Origin of the sequence: Serratia sp. BNK-23 (assembly GCF_047456145.1) — a bacterium.
Lineage (GTDB): Bacteria > Pseudomonadota > Gammaproteobacteria > Enterobacterales > Enterobacteriaceae > Serratia > Serratia nematodiphila.
Genome location: NZ_CP179900.1, coordinates 3,106,949 through 3,124,186, shown reverse-complemented (window position 1 = coordinate 3,124,186; position 17,238 = coordinate 3,106,949). Strand labels below are relative to the sequence as shown.

The following is a 17,238-nucleotide window of genomic DNA, read 5'->3' as shown; positions in this document are numbered from 1 at the left end:
ATAATTAGGTTGCCTTATTGATTTGGGTATGGAGTGCGGTGAGTTCCGGCAGCAGCTCGAGCATTAGCCCCACCTGCTGCAAAACCAACTGTTCTTTGCTTTCAGGTTCCGGAACGGCTGTGCGAATGCGCTCCGCCAGCTGTTCCAGCGCTTGCGCAATGCGCTGGCTGTTCCGTTCTTCTTGATGTAAGGCGCCGTCCACGTAACACACGGCATCATTGAGCAGATCGAGTGTGGCAGGGGTATTCAACCGCTCGCGGTGCGCCCCCAACGCCGAGATATAACTCAGGAGAGTGTGGTTCAGGCAGAGCAGACGGAAGGCGGCTTCTTGCAACGCCTTGTCGGCCTTGGGATCGGCGGACATGTTGGAGATGACCGAAGCCAGTTCAGCATCGCTGTTGTGGGCATCTCGCCGCGCGATGCGGTAAGCGAGCCCGTTATCCTTACCCTGATGATATTGCACCAGAATGGCGTCCAGATAGCGACAGTTGGCATTCAGCGTTTTATCCACTATCGCCGGCAGTTGGCGGAACTTCCAGTCCGGCCAGATAAAGCTGACCGCCGCCCAGGCGATGGCGCAACCCAACAAGGTATCGTAAACGCGCGGGGCTGCTACTTCGAAACCTTCACCCAACAGGTTAAAGCACAGCAACACAAGCAGCGTAATGAACATCGTTGCATGGGCATACTGCACGGTGCGAAAAGCGAAGAACAGGACACCGGTGATGACGATCAACACCAGTTGTCCTTCCACGGAAGGCACGAAATAGAGGATTGGCAGGCCGATCAGGATACCGGCCAGAGTGCCGATGATGCGCAGCGCCAGGCGCCGGCGGGTTGCGTTGTAGTTCGGTTGGCAGACGAACAGGCTGGTCAACAGGATCCAGTAACCGTGTTGCATGCCGGTGAACTGGATGAAGGCGTAACCCACGCACAGCACTACCGACATGCGGATCGCATGGCGGAACAGGGCCGACTGCGGCGTCAAATGGCGACTGATGCGCAGTCGGATGTCGCTCCAGCCGGTTAAGCGATCGTCGGCCAGGCTGTTCTCTTCCGCCTGCCCGCTGGCCAGCGTCTGCTCTGACTCGATATTGGCCAGCTGCGCATCGATCGCATGCAGGTTTTTCAGCAGGTGCGCCAGCGCTTTGGTTTGCTCTGAATTGCCCTGGGTTTCGGTTATGCGTGCCAAGGCCTCCTGAATGCGGCTGAAGGCTGGCTCAAAACGCGGGTTGTGCTGGTATTTTTGCCGCAGCAGGATCGATTGTGCCAGCTGGCGGCAGGCGCGCGCCTGCATGCTCAGCAAACGCTGGAAGCGGAATAAAATATCGCTGTGACGGAATTGCCGGCTGAGCGCGTGGTACTGAACATGGGAAGAGCTGGCGCGTTCGTGGATATCCTGCGCGACAAAATAGTAGTGCAAGGTGCGGCGGGTGCCGCGTTGGCCGCGATCGCCTTTCAGGCGCGTCAGCAGCGAGGCTTTGGTCTGGTTCAGCAACGCGACCAACGCGCTGTTGGCCATCGCGACATCCATCCATGGCAGGTCGGCGTCGCGTTCGGCGTCGGGATCGAACAGGTTGGCCTTGGCATCCAGATAGTTGGCCAGCTGCTCGTAGCAGCGTGCCAGGTTCTCTTGCAGCGGCCGGATAGGGAACAGCAGGTGGCCCGCCAGCGTCAGCAGGTTATACCACAGCGCGCCGATCACCAGCAGCAGCGGTTGCTGATACCAGGCATCGTACATGGCGGTGCCGAGCATGGTGTAAACCGCGATCAGCAGCGCGCCGAAGGCGATGGTGGCGTAACGTTGCCCTAAGGCGCCCAGCAGGATAAAACCGCAGGTTGAGGTGGTTAAGCCAAGGGCGAACAACCAGGGATAGGGAAACAGCAGTTCGATTGAAGCGGAGGCGACAAAGAAGCACACCAACGTGATCAGCAGGTTGCGTAACCTGCCGGCCAGGCGGTCGTCCAAATCGGTCAGTGCCGCTGCCACCACGCCCAGCGTCAGCGGGATAGTCAGCTTGGGAATGCCCAGCCACCAGGGAACGGCGGTGGTGCCGATCAGCGCAATAAGAATGCGCAGGTGGTACAGCAGATTGCTGTTGTAGGTATAACGACGTACTGCGGGTGCAAAAGAGAGCACAAAAAACTCCTCAAACGGAGAAAAAATTAACGCTGATGATAGTGGCGGCGAGCATTCTCAATACGCGCTTGCTGAGCCATTTCTACCGAGACGACGCGGCGCCCCACCGGCCACAGCGCGATGGCGGCTATTTTGAAATTGGCGATACCGACCGGAATGCCGATGATTGAAACGCATTGCACGATACCGGCGGCGATGTGCGACAGGCACAGCCACCAGCCGAACAGCACCAGCCAGATAATGTTGAGCAGTGAGCCGCCGGCGGAGAGCAGCGCATTGCTTTTCTCCGGGTACAGTTCATCGACATGTATCGCCTCGTTGCCGAACGGCACCAGTGACAGCTTGGTGATTTCCCAGCAGGAGCGAGTGAGCGGCAGCGTGATGACCAGTAGCACGCTGAACACTGTCGCAATGAGCCAGCCTAGCGTGGTGAAGAAACCGCCCAACACAAAATTAAGAATATTCAGTACAGTACGCATAGACGTCATTCTGCTCTAATGATAGCCAAACCGCGATGCGGGCGTATTCACGATAAAAACGCAAAATCTATTCTACCCTTTTTTTAGCGCTAGAGTGCCACTGCTTATCGCAGGTAAACTGGCAGATATCCGTTATTTACTCTCAACATAGTCATGGCGCGACGATATGGAACTTAAAGCGACATCGCTGGGGAAACACCTGGCTCAGCACCCTTATAACCGCGTGCGGTTGCTGCACGCCGGCGTTGAGGTGAGCGGGGAAAAACATGAATACCTGATCCCCTTCAATCAACTGATTCAGGTCAGGTGCAAGCGCGGCATCGTCTGGGGCGAGCTGGAATTTGAATTGCCGGACGAAAAAGTGGTGCGGCTGCACGGTACCGAATGGCAGGAAACGCAGCGTTTTTATCACTATCTGCAGCAGGCGTGGCAGCACTGGAGCGCCGAAATGAGTGAGGTCAGCGCCGGCGTGCTGCAACAGCAGGTGGCGCAGATTCAGCGCATTGAGCAGCAAGATAAATGGTTCAAAAAGTCTGAGCTGGGCAAGCTGCAGCAGCAAATTCGTGAGGCTTTCTCCGCGCTGCCGATGCCGGTAGCGCGCCTGGATGAATTCGATAACTGCCGGGCCGATTACCATCTGTGTCTGCAATGGCTGCAGCAGGGGCAACGCAGCGTTGAACAACGCAACCGGCAGTGGACCGATCGCATGCTGGAGCAACATCACGACTTCTTCCAGACCGTCGAGAGCTCGCCGCTCAACGACGCCCAGAGCCGGGCGGTGGTCAATGGCGAGGATTCCGTGCTGGTGTTGGCCGGCGCCGGCAGCGGCAAAACGTCGGTGCTGGTGGCGCGCGCCGGCTGGCTGCTGCGCCGTCAGGAGGCGGAGCCGGGGCAAATCTTGCTGTTGGCGTTCGGCCGCCAGGCCGCCGGCGAGATGAACGACCGCATCAAAGAACGTTTGGGCGATGTCGGCATTCAGGCCAAGACCTTCCATGCCTTGGCGCTGCAAATCATTCAACAAGGCAGCCGCAAAGCGCCGGCCATCAGCAGGTTGGAAACCGATGCCAACGCGCGCAAAGCGCTGCTGATTACCCATTGGCGCCAACAGTGCGCGGAGAAGAAAGCCCAGGCCAAGGGGTGGCGTCAATGGTTGACCGAAGAGCTGGAATGGGAAGTGCCGGAAGGCGACTTCTGGCAGGATAAACGCCTCGCGGATCGCCTGGCGGGCCGGCTCGAGCGGTGGCTGGGGTTGATGCGCATGCACGGCGGCAGCCAGGCGGAAATGATTGAGCAGGCGGATGAAGACATCCGCGATCTGTTTTCAAAACGCATCCGGCTGATGGCGCCGCTGCTGAAAGCCTGGAAAAGCGCCTTGAAAGAGGAAGGGGCGGTGGACTTCTCCGGCCTGATCCATCAGGCAGTCAACATTCTCGACAAGGGGCGCTTCGTCAGCCCATGGAAACATATTCTGGTCGACGAATTTCAGGATATCTCACCGCAGCGTGCGTTATTGCTGGCGGCATTGCGCCGACAGAACAAGCAGACCTGCCTGTTTGCGGTGGGGGATGACTGGCAGGCGATTTATCGCTTCAGTGGCGCAGAGTTGACGTTAACCACGGCTTTTGCCACCCACTTCGGCGAAGGGGCGCAGTGCGCGCTGGACACGACTTATCGCTTCAACGAACGTATCGGCGAGGTGGCCAACCGGTTCGTGCAGCAGAATCCGCACCAGCTGAAAAAACCGCTCAACAGCCTGAGCAAGGGCAATAAAAAGTCGGTGGCGATCCTGCCGCACGAGCAGTTGGAACCCTTACTGGACAAGCTGAGCGGCTACGCCAAGCCAGATGAACGCATCCTGGTGCTGGCGCGTTACCACCATCTGAAACCGGAAGCGTTGGCGAAAGCGGCCACCCGCTGGCCTAAACTGAATCTGGAGTTTATGACCATCCACGCCAGCAAGGGGCAGCAGGCGGAATACGTCATCATTGCCGGTTTGCATGAGGGGCGTGACGGTTTCCCCGCCGTGGCGCGCGAGTCGGTGTTGGAAGAGGTGCTACTGCCGCGGCCGGAGGATTTCCCGGATGCCGAAGAACGCCGTCTGCTGTATGTCGCGTTAACTCGCGCTAAACATCAGGTATGGCTGTTGCAGGATCGTGAGCACCCTTCGGTATTCGTTGAACACCTGCAGGATCTTGGCGTACCGGTGCAGAAAAAACCGTAAGCTCGGGCCTGGCGGCAGCCAGGCCGTGAGGACTACTTCAGGCGGTCTTGCAGGTAGCGCTGATAGTCGGGGATAGCGATCTCCACCTCGCTTTTGAACAGCGGAGAGTCGATCAGAAAGTCCGCGGTCGAGCGGTTGGTGGCCACCGGAATATTCCATACGGTCGCCAGCCGTAGCAGCGCCTTCACGTCCGGATCGTGCGGCACCGCGTTCAACGGATCCCAGAAGAAGATCAGCATGTCTATCTTGCCTTCCGCAATCAGTGCGCCAACCTGCTGATCGCCGCCCATCGGCCCACTCAGCATGCTGGTGACGGGAATGCCGCTGGCGCGCTGTATCAGGTTGCCGGTCGTACCGGTGGCGTACAGCTGATGCTGCGCCAGAATAGTCTTGTGGCTTTCTACCCACTCCAACAGGGCCTGTTTGCGGTGATCGTGCGCCACCAGCGCAATGTGTTTGCGCGCGGCGATAGTGCGGGTAGTCAATTCCATCTCGGTGTCCTTCGCTAATCAGGGGGATGTGCGACAGATTACTGAAACTGTTTTTCACTGCCTAGCGTTTGCGCTTGAAAATGCGAAGAAAAGGCGCCTTTGCGGGGAAAGACGCCGGGAGGGATCAGCGAATCGGTTGTTTATTGGCCCAGCGCAGGAAGCGCTTCTGTGTTTCCTTGTCGGCCTGTTGGAACCAGTATTGCAACATCTGTTCCGACACGTTTTCACCTTTCAACGTCACCGTCGGGGCATTCAGCGGTGCGCCGGCCAACGCGGGGGTTGAGGGATTGCCTGCGTTCGCCTGCACAAAGGTCGGAACGGAGGCTGGGCGGTTCTGGCGGTTGTAATCGGTCATCACCTTTTCCAAATCGGTATTGAAGGTGACGCTGTCGGGATGCAGCGCATCATGCCGGAATGGCAAGGCGTTGCCGTCTTTATCGACCACCAGATAATTTAACGTTCTGTCAAAGCGTTGCGCATCACGATCGTTCTCGATGCGCGGCAGTTCGATCGCCACTTGGCTGATCTTTTGCGTATTGAAGCTGGCAATCAGCGGCAGGGAGGTATAGGCCTGTGTATGCTGGCCGGAACGTACGGTTTTGGTCACTTTAAACAGCAACTGGTGCTGCCCGCCATCCAGTTCAAGGCTGTCGGCACCTTTTAACAACGAACCTGTCATTTTCTTGCCGTCGACCACCAGCAGGTCGATGTCCGGGGAGAGTTTCAGGGTCGTAGCCGCGGCAGGCATACTGATGCTGAGCAACGCCGCAACCACCAGACCAAATTTCATCATTATCTCCTTATAAAGTGACGTAGCTCTAAGTGTTGAACACGGCATAGGTTGTGTCAAAATTTTTCAATCGGGTATTTTGTTTACATTTTTACATATTTTATCGCGATTAGACACGACCGTGCGCAGCTGAACCGCGACAGCCTCTGACCATAAGATTGCGGTGAAGTTTCCTTCGCATTAGCGTTTAACCGAGCGAATGCCGATCGGTTACACTCGAAATGGAAAGTGACGCAGTGATAAACGGGAGTTGAAGATGCAAGATCAAGAGATTGTTGAGCTGTTGCAGCAGGTGAAAACCATCGCGCTGGTCGGCGCCAGCGATAACCCGTCGCGGCCCAGCTATGGTGTGATGGCATATCTGTTGGCACAAGGGTATCAGGTGATCCCGGTCAGCCCAAAACTGGCGGGGCAGACGCTGCTGGGGCAGCAGGTTTACCCTACGCTGGCCGCTATTCCACAGCCGGTGGATATGGTTGACGTGTTTCGCAATTCGGAGGCGGCTTACGGCGTGGCGCAAGAGGCGATAGCGATCGGCGCTAGGGCGCTGTGGTTGCAGATAGGGGTGATCAACGATCAGGCGGCAGCGCTGGCGCAACAGGCTGGGCTGCGCGTAGTGATGGATCGCTGCCCGAAAATAGAAATCCCGCGTTTAGGGCTGGAGCGCTAAATAAAAAAAGGGCCTGGCGCGATGCCGGGCCCTCTCGGGGTTTCTCAGGTCTTGGCGCGGTCAATTGCGCAAACGTGGCGCCTGTAACTGGTGACGGATGGATTCCGCCAGTTCATCCAGCGATGGTTGCTCGGGGTGCGCCTCCTGGGGCTCGCCATCCAGCTGCGCTTCCGCCAGATAGGTGTGCACCGGTTGGCCTTCCTCGTCTTCCATCACCACGTGGTACCAAGGGGCGGAACGCAGTTCGTCGTTCGCCGCTATCTCGTCAGCTTTGGGTTGTTCTAAAGAGTATTCCGGGTCGATATCGATAACGACTCCCAAATACCCCAGCAGTTTATGCCTAACCTGTTGTCCGATACCGAATTTGCTGGCAATCATGATGACCTCCTGAGAAACAATGCCTTGCTCATATATGGGGGCAAGGCAGCGCATTTCAAGTTACATCACCCGACAAGCGAAGCCTTTCAGATACAGCCCCTCAGGATACGTGGCGATCACCGGGTGATCGGCAGCCTGGCGGAACTGCTCTATAAATTGTACATCACGTCCGGCATCTACAGCGGCATCGGCCAAAATTTTCTGGAACAGGTCGGTCGGCATCAGGCCGGAGCAGGAGAAGCTGAGCAGAATGCCGCCTGGATTCAGCAACTGCAGCGCCAGCATGTTGATGTCTTTGTAACCGCGGCAGGCGCTGGCCAGCTGATTCTTGTTCTCGACGAACTTAGGCGGATCCATGATGATCAGATCGAATTTTTCGCCTTGAGCGCGGTAGTTGCGCAGCAGCTGGAACACGTCATCGCGAACGAACTCCGCCTTGTTCAGATCAAGCTTGTTGAGTTCGACGTTCTGTTTGGCGATGTCCAGCGCCGCCTGCGAGGTATCCACGCTGATCACCTGCGCGCAGCCGCCCATCAGAGCGGAAACGGCGAAGGCGCCTGTGTAGGAGAAGCAGTTCAGCACTCGGCGGCCGGCAGAGTAGTTCCGCGCCGCCAGGCGGCTGTCGCGTTGGTCGAGGTAGAAACCGGTCTTGTGCCCTTGCTGAATGTCCACCAGCAGCTTCATGCCGTGCTCGGTAATAGGCAGGAGTTCCGGCGGCAGATCGCCCAGCACCGGACCCTGCGCCAGCGGCAGGCCTTCTTTTTTACGCACCGCAACGTCGGAGCGATCGTAAATCGAACATTCCGGGTAGCAATGCTGCAGGGCGGAAAGCAGGGCCGGGCGCTGGTATTCGGCACCGGCGGACAGCAGCTGCAGCACCAGGAAATTCTGGAAGCGATCGATAGTGATGCCCGGCAGGCCGTCGGACTCGCCGGCGATCAGGCGGTATCCGTCCAGACCGTCACGCTGCGCGACCCAGTCGCGCCAGCTTTGCGCTTGCTGCAGGCGGCGAATGAAGAAATCGATGTTAATCTCTTCATCCTGCTGGAAAGTCCAGACGCGTGCGCGGATCTGCGACTCGGGCGAATAGGCGCCGCGCCCCAGCCACTTGCCCTGGCTGTCGAGGATATCGATGGTTTCACCGGAGAGGGCTTTACCCTCAACGCGTTGAACGGCGCCGGAGAACACCCAAGGGTGGCGACGGAGTAAGGACTTTTCACGTCCTTTGGCGAGAAACAGGCGTACGGTCATAATTAATAATGCTGCCAGCTAGGATAGAAAGAGTGACACGGCGGTGCAAAGGCACGGCAATGCCATAATGAAAACTGAATTAAGGGGGCGATTATGACACAAGTTTGCATTGCTGCGTATGTGTATGGCGTGGTGCAGGGGGTAGGGTTCCGCTATTCCACTCAGCGGCAGGCCGAGGCGTTGGGGGTGACCGGCTATGCGCGCAATCTCGATGACGGCAGCGTTCAGGTGGTGGCCTGCGGCACACAGGCGCAGGTGGATAAGCTGGTGGAGTGGTTGAAACAGGGCGGCCCGCGCAGCGCGCGCGTTGAACGCGTGCTGGTGGAACCGCAGGGGGTGGCCGATTACGCCGGGTTTGGCATTCGCTATTAAATGCTCGCCTGCAGCGGCGCTGCGGGCGGCGCGGTCAGATGCATTTCACCGGTTTCGGCAAGCCGGCGATTTTGGTGGCTTGTTTGGCCGGCCCTTTCGGGAACAGGCGATACAGATAGCGGCTGTTGCCTTTTTCTTCGCCGTATTTCTGCGCCATGGCTTTGACCAGCATGCGAATAGCCGGCGACGTATTGAATTCCTGATAGAAGTCGCGCACGAAGCGCACCACTTCCCAGTGTGCTTCGGTGAGCACGATCTCTTCCTGCGCGGCCAGCAGCGGCGCCAGGCCCTCATGCCAGTCGGCGCTGTTTTTCAAATAGCCCTGCGCGTCAGTGTCGATAACCTGACCTTCAAACTCCAACATACTGCCTCGATAACGGATAATTCGGAACGGCCGCCAGTTTAGCAAATTTTTTCGGCCGCAAAAAACAAAGCCCCGCCGGAGCGGGGCCTGGAAGACATGCGTAACGCGCGATCAGTTGCTGCGGGCGAAGCCCAGAATGCTCAACAGGCTGATGAACATGTTGTAGAGCGACACGTACAGGCTAACGGTGGCGCGAATGTAGTTGGTCTCGCCGCCGTGAATGATGTTGCTGGTTTCCCACAGGATCGCGCCGGCGGAGAACAGGATGAACAGCGCGCTGATAGCCAGGTGCAGAGCAGGGATCTGCAGGAACAGGTTGGCGATCACCGCCACCAGCAGCACCACAAAACCGGCCATCATCATGCCGGACAGGAACGACATGTCTTTACGGGTGGTCAGCACATACGCCGAGCAGCAGAAGAACACTGCGGCGGTGCCGCCCAGCGCCAGCATGATCAGATCGCCCGCGCCGGCGTTCAGGAACGAACTGAGGATCGGGCCGAGGGCGTATCCCATGAAACCGGTCAGCGCGAAAGCCGCCAGAATGCCCGCCGGGCTGTTGGCCAGTTTATGGGTCAGGAACATCAGGCCGTAGAAACCGACCAGCATCAGCAGCAAGCCTGGTGCAGGCAGACCCAACATTGTACTGGCGGTCGCGGTCAGGGCTGAGAAAGCCAGGGTCAGGGATAACAGGAAATAGGTGTTGCGCAGGACTTTATGCGTGCTGAGCAGCGAGTCGCGCGAAGAAGATGAGACGACAATGCGGTCCATAATGCTCTCTCTTATCAGGCCATCACAAAATAATCCCGATGATAGGCAGCGCAAGGGCTTGATTAAAGTTTGTTTACCAATCTTTACCCTTAGTTATCATTATGGCAACAGCGGGGTGGGTGTTCGTTTGATCGCCGTTTGCTTTGCCTGCGGCGATTTTTCGCGCGGTTGAACGCGTTCGGGCTTTACAAGCGAATAAGGTCTGTTTATAGTGCGCGTCGTTGCGGAGGGGTGGCCGAGTGGCTGAAGGCAACGGTCTTGAAAACCGTCGACGGGAAACCGTTCCAGAGTTCGAATCTCTGCTCCTCCGCCATACATTCTGACCCCGTGCTCTCTGAGCACGGGGTTTTTTGCTTTTGTGTGCGGATAAACCGGGGCGCTTTTGCAGGAAACGCGATCGGCTATTGATAAGGGCCATGCGTCGGTGAGATTATGCACCTATCAAGGCCGGCCGCTCGGCTGCCTGCTGTTGCCAGGCGTTACCGGTGCGACAAGCAACGCCGCCTTATCAATTTCGTTTAATGCTCTTATGGAGACAGAGATGAACTGGTATCAAGTCGCCTTATGGACCATGATCTTTTTGAAGTCCGGCGCTTTCCTGGTGTTCGTATGGTGGTGGATGTTCAAACGCGCGACCAAACCTTATGTCCGCCCGCAAGACGTCGTGGTGGACGATACGCCGTACGATGAGAACCTCACCATGGAAGAGGTGATGAAGAATCACGGCATCGTACGGACTGAAAAGCCGCTCTGATCGTCGAATGTCTGTGTTGCTATCAACCCGAGCCTGTGGCGCTCGGGTTTTTTATTCCCGCCGTTACTCGCGATGCATCCCTTTTCCCCCATCTTGTTTGACCCCTGTAGCGATTTATTTAAATGAATTATCCTTCAGTATATTTTTTAATATACTTTAAAGGTGGGTTTTATATTGATAGGGAAAGATATATTTTTCTCTGAAAAATTCATCCTTATCGACTGAGTGAAGGAAATTCGGACGCTGTTTCTTGTGTATCTGAATATTCATGTGCAGATAGTGTCGCATTCTCGGGCTACTCCTATAGCGGTAGGTCGGATAATTTTTAAGGTAGGGGGGGAGTAAACCTTACGTGAGGGTAGGAAGGGGGTTAAGGAATCTAAGATTTTTCTTTGTGTGTGTTTTTTCTTTTTATATCAATGGTTTTTTGTTTTTTATGCCGCAAGCGCTTTTATGAGGAAATGGCGGCGCTCATTGAACCCGCGCAGTAAGCAGCCTGTCGCACTCACTCTTTTAAGGCGCACATCCTTCCGGCCATTGCTCGATTCATTTTTTTTATTGTCATGAAAATTATTTGATTCGATGTTGCAATTTTTTTGTCTTTGGAATTAATATGTTCTGCATCTGGCGGTGAATGAGATTTTTCCCATGCCGGATATCTTTTAGAATACACTTGGATATATATAAATATATACCGTCGCATATAAACTTTTAGATGGCAGGATGCTGTCAATACTCTGCTATTGCCTAAGCTTCGTTAGCCTCTAAACGGTTTAATGGTGTAGGTCATTTTATATATGCACTCTCAGCGAAGAAAGTAATGGGGTTTATTATGATTAAGCAAGGCATCTCTTTGGCGGTATTGGCTGCCGCGTTAACATCTGTGGGCGCAACGGCGGCAGATAATTCCGCCGGTGGCGTTATTTCGTTTAGCGGTGCCGTTACGGATACCACTTGTACCATCAATGGCGGGAAAAGCGCCGATTTTACCGTTGCGCTCAGCCCGATTTCCGTGACTGATGCGGGCACCGTGGTCGGCCCCATCACCAAAAACAAGAAATCTTTCTCGCTGACGTTCTCCGGCTGCACGCCGGCGGCGGGAACGGCCGGTACGCCGCTGAAGATCTACTTCTCTTCGGCGAATAATATCTCTACCGACGGGAAATATCTGCTGAACAACTCCGTGAATGAAAGCGACGCCGCCGTAGCGAAAAACGTCGGTTTTTCTCTGGCTGAGCCGGGTTCATCTACGCCGATTCCATTGAACGTGCCTTATGTCACCAAGATCAAAGGCGATAAAACGGCGCCGGATGCCGAAACGCTGACGCTGGACGCCTATTACTACAAGACCAATGCGTTGGAAGCAAAAGTGGGGGAATTGAGTTCCAACGTGACTTACACCATTTCTTACCTGTAATTGCAATTAAGCCAGGCCTACGCCCAAGGCAAAGGCCTGGCTTCTGGGGTGACTATGAAACAGTGCTTAATCTTTGCTGGATTGTTTCTCAGCAGCTTTTGCGCCGATGCCAATATTGTAATTAATGGAACGCGCGTTATTTATCCGGAAAAAAACAAGGATGTTATCGTTCAGTTAGTCAACAATGGTGACGATCCGGCACTGGTGCAGGCATGGATTGATGACGGTGATATAAACTCGACGCCTGAAACGGCAAACGTGCCGTTCTTGTTATCCCCGCCGGTTGTGAAAGTTGCCGGAAATAATGGCCAGCAATTACGCATACAAAAAATGAGCGCGGCGCTTCCTGGCGATCGTGAGTCGGTATTTTATTTGAATGTGCTGGATATTCCGCCTACGCCGGAGAATTTGCAGGGCGTCAATACGCTGCAATTAGCCATCAAATCACGCATCAAGCTATTTTATCGTCCGGCAGGGTTAACCGGCAGTGTCAATAACATCACCGACTTCATTGAACTCCAGGCGGCGGGGAAGGGATTTAAGATTATCAACAAAGGCCCTTACTATTTTACGTTGGCCAATGTTGATCAGAAAGGCAAAAAGAATCTGTTGGTCGACTCAGTGATGGTCGGGCCGTATTCCAGCCTCTTTGCCCCGACCAAAGTTGGCGTGAGCCGGAATATCCCCTACACCCTGCTCTATATCGACGACCTGGGGGCTTATAAATCTAAAGCCATTACAGCCCGCTAACGTGAAGAACGGCCATGAAGCTTAAACTAAAATTGCTTTCGATACTGACCGCATCTGTATTCATACCGTTAAATAAAGCATCGGCGATGAAATTCGACACTTCTCTATTGGCCGGTGCGTCCAGCGAATCCGATCTGTCGCGTTTTTACCTCAATAATGACATGCCGGCAGGCACGCAAACGGTCGACGTGTATGTCAACCAGAGTTGGAAAGGGCGGTTCTCGTTGCAGTTCGGCGAACATAAAGGCGATATTCGCATCGCCCATCGTGACGCCGCCCTGTTGGGCATCGATATGAGTAGTTTGTCCATCGGGGTGGACAAGGGGCCGATCCCCGTCCAAACGTTGGTGCAAGGAGGAAGGGCGGACTTCGATGTGGGGATGTTGAGCCTTAAGCTGACGGTGCCCCAGTCGCGAGTGATTCGCGCAGAGGCCGGCTATGTTGACGCCAAATTTTGGGATCGCGGCGTGCCTGCGTTGCTGCTGGCCTATAACGCCACCTATTACCACGTGCAGTCGTTGCAGGGCGACAAGGCGTCAAACGACGATTTCTATACCGGTTTGGAATCGGGGGTCAATCTGGCGGGTTGGCAATTCAGAGACAGCAGCAATTTCCGCAGCAGTTCGCGGCAAGGCAGCGATTGGCAAAATAATACCCGCTATGTGCAGCGTGGCTTCGCCGCCATAAAATCGAACCTGACGATGGGCGATTTCTATTCGCCGGGTGATTTGTTCGACTCGATTCGGGTGCGGGGCGGCGCTTTAGCCTCGGATATCAACATGCGGCCCAATTCGCAGCAGGGCTTTTCGCCGATAGTACGGGGCGTGGCGCAGAGCAATGCCCTGGTGAAAGTATTGCAAAACGGCAACCTCATCTATCAGGAGAACGTGCCGCCGGGCGCCTTTACGCTGGACAATATATTGCCGACCGGTTCTGCGGGTGATCTGTTGGTCGTGGTCAGGGAAGCCGACGGGCGGGAACAATCCTTTACCGTGCCGTTTTCCGCCGTTCCCAACATGTTGAAGCAGGGCGTCAGCAAATATGGCCTGGTTGCCGGTAAGGTCAATCAGGCGGATACCGACTATGCGCCCGCTTTCGTGCAGGGCACGCTGCAGTACGGCTTCAATAATCTGGTCACCGGTTACGCCGGTACGATCCTCAGCGAGGACTATCGCGCCTGGCTGCTGGGCAGTGGCTGGAATCTGCCGTTCGGCGCGGTATCCGTCGATGTGACTCAGGCCTCGACGCATTTGCAGGATCGCAATGAGAATGGGCAAAGTTTTCGGATCGCCTACAGCAAGTTTTTGGACGCTACCGCAACCAACTTCACGCTGGCGGCATACCGTTATTCGACCAAAGGTTATTACAGTTTCAACGATGCCATCTACACCCATCAAGGCTACCGCGAGCGTGACAAGCGCTTTCACGATTATTGGAACGATCGGGATGACGATGAGCTTGCCCCGCTGGATTTGAATACCTGGGACGCCGTTCGCGCCGCTCGTCCGCGCAATACCTTCAATTTGAACCTGAATCAGAGGCTCGCAGACGGGTGGGGCACGCTCTATTTCTCCGGCACCCAGCGCGACTATTGGTCGGATACGAATAAAAGCCGGGAATACCAGCTCGGGTATTCAAACGCCTTCGCGCGCGTCAGTTACAACATTTCCGCGAGTCGCGTGAGAAATTCCGATCGCAAAGAAGAGACGCGGTTTTATCTCTCTCTGAGCGTGCCGTTGTCGATGTTCGACAACAATGCCTATCTCAGCACCAGCTTATCCGCCACCGATTCGCACTATCAGCAAAGCTCGCTGAGCCTGAGCGGCAATGCGCTGGAATCAAACCGTCTGAGTTATGCGCTTGCCGGCAGCAATCAAAGCGGCGGCAACAGCATGGCGAGCGTGAATGCCGCCTATCGCGCCAACGCGACGACCGTTGGCGGCTCCTACAGTGAATCATCAGACTATCGACAGTTGGGCATGAGCGCCCGTGGCAGCCTGGTGGCGATCCCTTGGCATTTGCTGGCGTCCAACGAAATGGGCAACACCATGATGGTGGTGGACGCGCCCAAGGCCAAAGGGCTGATGGTGAACGGCGACGAGAGCATCGTCACTAACGACGAAGGGCTGGCTTTGGTGCCTTACGCCACGCCTTACCGGCAAAACTCCGTGACATTGTCGGATACCGGCAACAGTTCCGGCGCCGAGATTGTCGGCAATATCGCCAACAGCGTGCCCTATGCCGGCGCCGTCAACTATTTGAGATTCGAAACCGATCGGCGTCGGCCTTATACGCTGCGCGCTTTTAAGCGCGGCAATAAGCCCCTGCCATTTGGTGCGGAGGTGGCGGATCAAAGCGGGCATGCCATTGGCTTCGTCGGGCAGGCCAGCGTCCTGTATCTGCGTGTGGAACAGCAACCCACGTCGCTGGAGGTCAGGCTGAATGACGGTGTCTGCAAGATTGAACGCCCGAAAATCTCGATGGACAGCGCAGCCAACACATGTCGATAAAAGGATAATTACACCATGCTCAGGATACTCGCACTGACCCTGTCCCTGTTGTTCAGCGGTTACAGTTACGCTTCATGCTACGGCAACGGCATCCAATATGCGCCGCCTATCTACGTCGATTTGTCGGATAAGCTCAGCGATAAAACACCGGTCTGGGAGGGCAGTTTTTATACGCAATACAGCGGTTCATTCAGTTGTTCAACCTCGAGCAGCGAATTCGGCTATACGCGCATCCTGTCAACCGACAGCACAAAGGCGACCATTCTGGGATTCAACAACGGTAAATATTGGATACGCGCGGAAATAACCAACGACATCGCCAACAAAAAACTTAGCGGTTGGGGATCGCATTCCGCTTCGGAATTGAATCAGCCGATGAATATTCGTTTCAGTCTGGTCAGCAAGACGGGAACATCGATACCCGGCGACACGGTTAGCCTTAAGGACGTGATGTTCGTGACCGATCTGAGCGGGATGTCCTTGCTGGAGATCATTTTGTGGCCCGCCAAGCAGTTGGTGAAGATTTTGACCTGGCTGCTCAACGGTTTCAATTGGCCTTACGATCAGCGCGACATGTACGGGCAGCCGATGACCATCAAGTATGCGCCCAAGATGACGACCTGCACTTTCGACAATGCCGGCCTGGCGGTGAAGTTGCCGACGCTGGGGATATCGCAGATTACTCAGGGGGCGCAAAATGGCCTGACGCCCTTTACGCTGAATTTCAGCTGCCAGAATCGGCAAAGCGGCGGCACGGCCGATCGGGATATCAATATGTTTTTATCCAGCAATAATCTGTTGTCTTCGGATAATACGGTTTTGATTGATAAAAGCGCTGAGGCGGCAAAAGGCATTGGCATCCGGCTGGTCAAGACGGCTTCGCCGAATAATCCCGTCACGCTGTCGCTTTCCAGCGTGACGCCAGGCGCGGCGACTTCATTATTTCACGTGGGAACCGGCAATGCCTTGGATGCGCAATTTTCCATCGGCATGGCGGCCTATTATTATCCTTACAGCCCCACCGCAATGAGCAGCGGGGGAATTAACACATCGGCTACGCTTAACATTATATATAAATAATTCTTTTGTTATTTTTAATAATAAAAAACAGGTTGCCACATATAAGAAAAATCTTAACATGGTAATTGGTGGCGAATATTATTTGCTTGAATAATATTGGTGTTTAATCCGGATCTCTATGTTGAGGATGAATTGTATGACGGAACAAATCCAGATCGGTGTCAAAGTGGAAAAATCGCTAAAAGATGAGGTTGACGTCATTCTTCGCGGTTTGGATATTAAGCCGACGACGGCGATAAATGGGCTTTATCAATATATCTCGCAGCATGGAGAGCTTCCTTTTGTCATATCAACCAGCGTGAAAACACCGAAGGATATCGCCGGCGGGTTGTTCAAGAACCTGTTTTCCTTACAAAGCACGCTCAGCGTTTTCCTGGATAAAGTGCAAATGAAGCGGTGTATCAGCAGGGAGGAAGTATTGATTGTGCTCGATATATTGCGCGATTTTATCGTTGGCTTTCGCCAAAGCGCGCAATATCTCGGCGCTTCGCCTTTCGGTCGACGCGTAGTTTGGAAGGATGCCGTATGCGCCGTCGAGAGTATTCATGAAATTCTAGATAATAACGTGAAATACAGTGAAGATGGCATTATGAATTTGGATGAAAAATATCTTTCATCGCTGTCCGCATTGCTGATCTCATTATGTTCTTCACTTAAGTAAGTCGAACCAATAAAGTTAATTGACATGACTACCATGGGGGCGTTGTTAAAAACGCGCCCATGACAAATAGCAGTGGGGTGATCCTGTGCGAGTGGCTATATTTTCTGATGATTACTATTTATTCTATGGCATATCGCAG

17 protein-coding genes and 1 tRNA gene are annotated in these 17,238 nt (G+C 54.8%); 10 read left to right on the top strand and 8 right to left on the bottom strand.

The window, feature by feature from the left end:
- Positions 1–4: 4 nt before the first annotated feature.
- Both yccS and ACMGF9_RS14935 read right to left on the bottom strand, forming a co-directional pair.
- Positions 5–2,140 carry a YccS family putative transporter gene (gene yccS / locus ACMGF9_RS14940; protein ID WP_015377361.1) on the bottom strand — a complete coding sequence of 712 codons (2,136 nt, stop codon included), beginning with the start codon at positions 2,138–2,140 and terminating at the stop codon, positions 5–7.
- A 26-nt stretch (positions 2,141–2,166) separates the two neighbouring features.
- Positions 2,167–2,619 (bottom strand): YccF domain-containing protein, encoded by a 453-nt coding sequence (locus ACMGF9_RS14935; protein ID WP_004928120.1) that lies wholly within the window; start codon positions 2,617–2,619, stop codon positions 2,167–2,169.
- A gap of 166 nt (positions 2,620–2,785) precedes the next feature.
- Here ACMGF9_RS14935 and helD point away from each other — a divergent pair, with 166 nt between their 5' ends.
- Positions 2,786–4,840, top strand: coding sequence for a DNA helicase IV (gene helD, locus ACMGF9_RS14930; protein ID WP_103085718.1), 2,055 nt, complete (start codon positions 2,786–2,788; stop codon positions 4,838–4,840).
- A gap of 32 nt (positions 4,841–4,872) precedes the next feature.
- On the opposite strand, the gene ACMGF9_RS14925 is transcribed toward helD, so the two are convergent.
- Entirely contained in the window at positions 4,873–5,331 is a 459-nt protein-coding gene (locus ACMGF9_RS14925) for a methylglyoxal synthase (RefSeq protein ID WP_015377363.1), read from the bottom strand.
- 124 nt (positions 5,332–5,455) lie between these two features.
- Positions 5,456–6,121: a DUF2057 family protein gene (locus ACMGF9_RS14920; protein ID WP_088381444.1), complete on the bottom strand. Its 666-nt coding sequence runs from the start codon at positions 6,119–6,121 to the stop codon at positions 5,456–5,458.
- Positions 6,122–6,377: 256 nt separating this feature from the next.
- Between ACMGF9_RS14920 and ACMGF9_RS14915 the strand changes: the two genes are divergently transcribed.
- Complete coding sequence (locus ACMGF9_RS14915; RefSeq protein WP_033633420.1) at positions 6,378–6,791, top strand: CoA-binding protein; 414 nt, start codon at positions 6,378–6,380, stop codon at positions 6,789–6,791.
- 60 nt (positions 6,792–6,851) lie between these two features.
- On the opposite strand, the gene hspQ is transcribed toward ACMGF9_RS14915, so the two are convergent.
- Positions 6,852–7,169: a heat shock protein HspQ gene (gene hspQ, locus ACMGF9_RS14910; RefSeq protein ID WP_004928104.1), complete on the bottom strand. Its 318-nt coding sequence runs from the start codon at positions 7,167–7,169 to the stop codon at positions 6,852–6,854.
- A gap of 60 nt (positions 7,170–7,229) precedes the next feature.
- The gene (rlmI, locus tag ACMGF9_RS14905) at positions 7,230–8,420 is read right to left on the bottom strand and encodes a 23S rRNA (cytosine(1962)-C(5))-methyltransferase RlmI (protein WP_088381445.1); all 1,191 of its coding nucleotides are present in this window, start codon (positions 8,418–8,420) and stop codon (positions 7,230–7,232) included.
- Positions 8,421–8,513: 93 nt separating this feature from the next.
- Here rlmI and yccX point away from each other — a divergent pair, with 93 nt between their 5' ends.
- Complete coding sequence (yccX, locus tag ACMGF9_RS14900) at positions 8,514–8,792, top strand: acylphosphatase (RefSeq protein WP_004928098.1); 279 nt, start codon at positions 8,514–8,516, stop codon at positions 8,790–8,792.
- A gap of 34 nt (positions 8,793–8,826) precedes the next feature.
- Here yccX and tusE read toward each other — a convergent pair whose 3' ends face one another.
- Positions 8,827–9,156 (bottom strand): sulfurtransferase TusE, encoded by a 330-nt coding sequence (gene tusE, locus ACMGF9_RS14895; RefSeq protein ID WP_004928095.1) that lies wholly within the window; start codon positions 9,154–9,156, stop codon positions 8,827–8,829.
- A gap of 111 nt (positions 9,157–9,267) precedes the next feature.
- Complete coding sequence (yccA, locus tag ACMGF9_RS14890; RefSeq protein WP_004928091.1) at positions 9,268–9,927, bottom strand: FtsH protease modulator YccA; 660 nt, start codon at positions 9,925–9,927, stop codon at positions 9,268–9,270.
- Positions 9,928–10,152: 225 nt separating this feature from the next.
- On the opposite strand from yccA, the gene ACMGF9_RS14885 reads away from it, so the two are divergent.
- The 7 genes from ACMGF9_RS14885 (at position 10,153) to ACMGF9_RS14855 (ending at position 17,099) form a co-directional block, all read left to right on the top strand.
- Positions 10,153–10,240, top strand: a tRNA-Ser gene (locus tag ACMGF9_RS14885).
- A 228-nt stretch (positions 10,241–10,468) separates the two neighbouring features.
- On the top strand, positions 10,469–10,681 hold the full coding sequence (locus ACMGF9_RS14880; RefSeq protein ID WP_075685681.1) for a hypothetical protein: 213 nt from the start codon (positions 10,469–10,471) through the stop codon (positions 10,679–10,681).
- An 820-nt stretch (positions 10,682–11,501) separates the two neighbouring features.
- Positions 11,502–12,098 carry a fimbrial protein gene (locus ACMGF9_RS14875; protein WP_004928085.1) on the top strand — a complete coding sequence of 199 codons (597 nt, stop codon included), beginning with the start codon at positions 11,502–11,504 and terminating at the stop codon, positions 12,096–12,098.
- A 54-nt stretch (positions 12,099–12,152) separates the two neighbouring features.
- Positions 12,153–12,848 (top strand): molecular chaperone, encoded by a 696-nt coding sequence (locus tag ACMGF9_RS14870; protein WP_004928081.1) that lies wholly within the window; start codon positions 12,153–12,155, stop codon positions 12,846–12,848.
- 14 nt (positions 12,849–12,862) lie between these two features.
- Positions 12,863–15,358, top strand: a complete 2,496-nt coding sequence (locus tag ACMGF9_RS14865; protein ID WP_075685679.1) for a fimbria/pilus outer membrane usher protein — start codon at positions 12,863–12,865, stop codon at positions 15,356–15,358.
- Positions 15,359–15,373: 15 nt separating this feature from the next.
- A complete protein-coding gene (locus ACMGF9_RS14860; RefSeq protein ID WP_004928073.1) occupies positions 15,374–16,438 on the top strand; it encodes a fimbrial protein in 1,065 nt (354 codons plus the stop codon).
- A gap of 136 nt (positions 16,439–16,574) precedes the next feature.
- Positions 16,575–17,099 carry a hypothetical protein gene (locus ACMGF9_RS14855; RefSeq protein ID WP_004928070.1) on the top strand — a complete coding sequence of 175 codons (525 nt, stop codon included), beginning with the start codon at positions 16,575–16,577 and terminating at the stop codon, positions 17,097–17,099.
- Positions 17,100–17,238 lie beyond the last annotated feature (139 nt).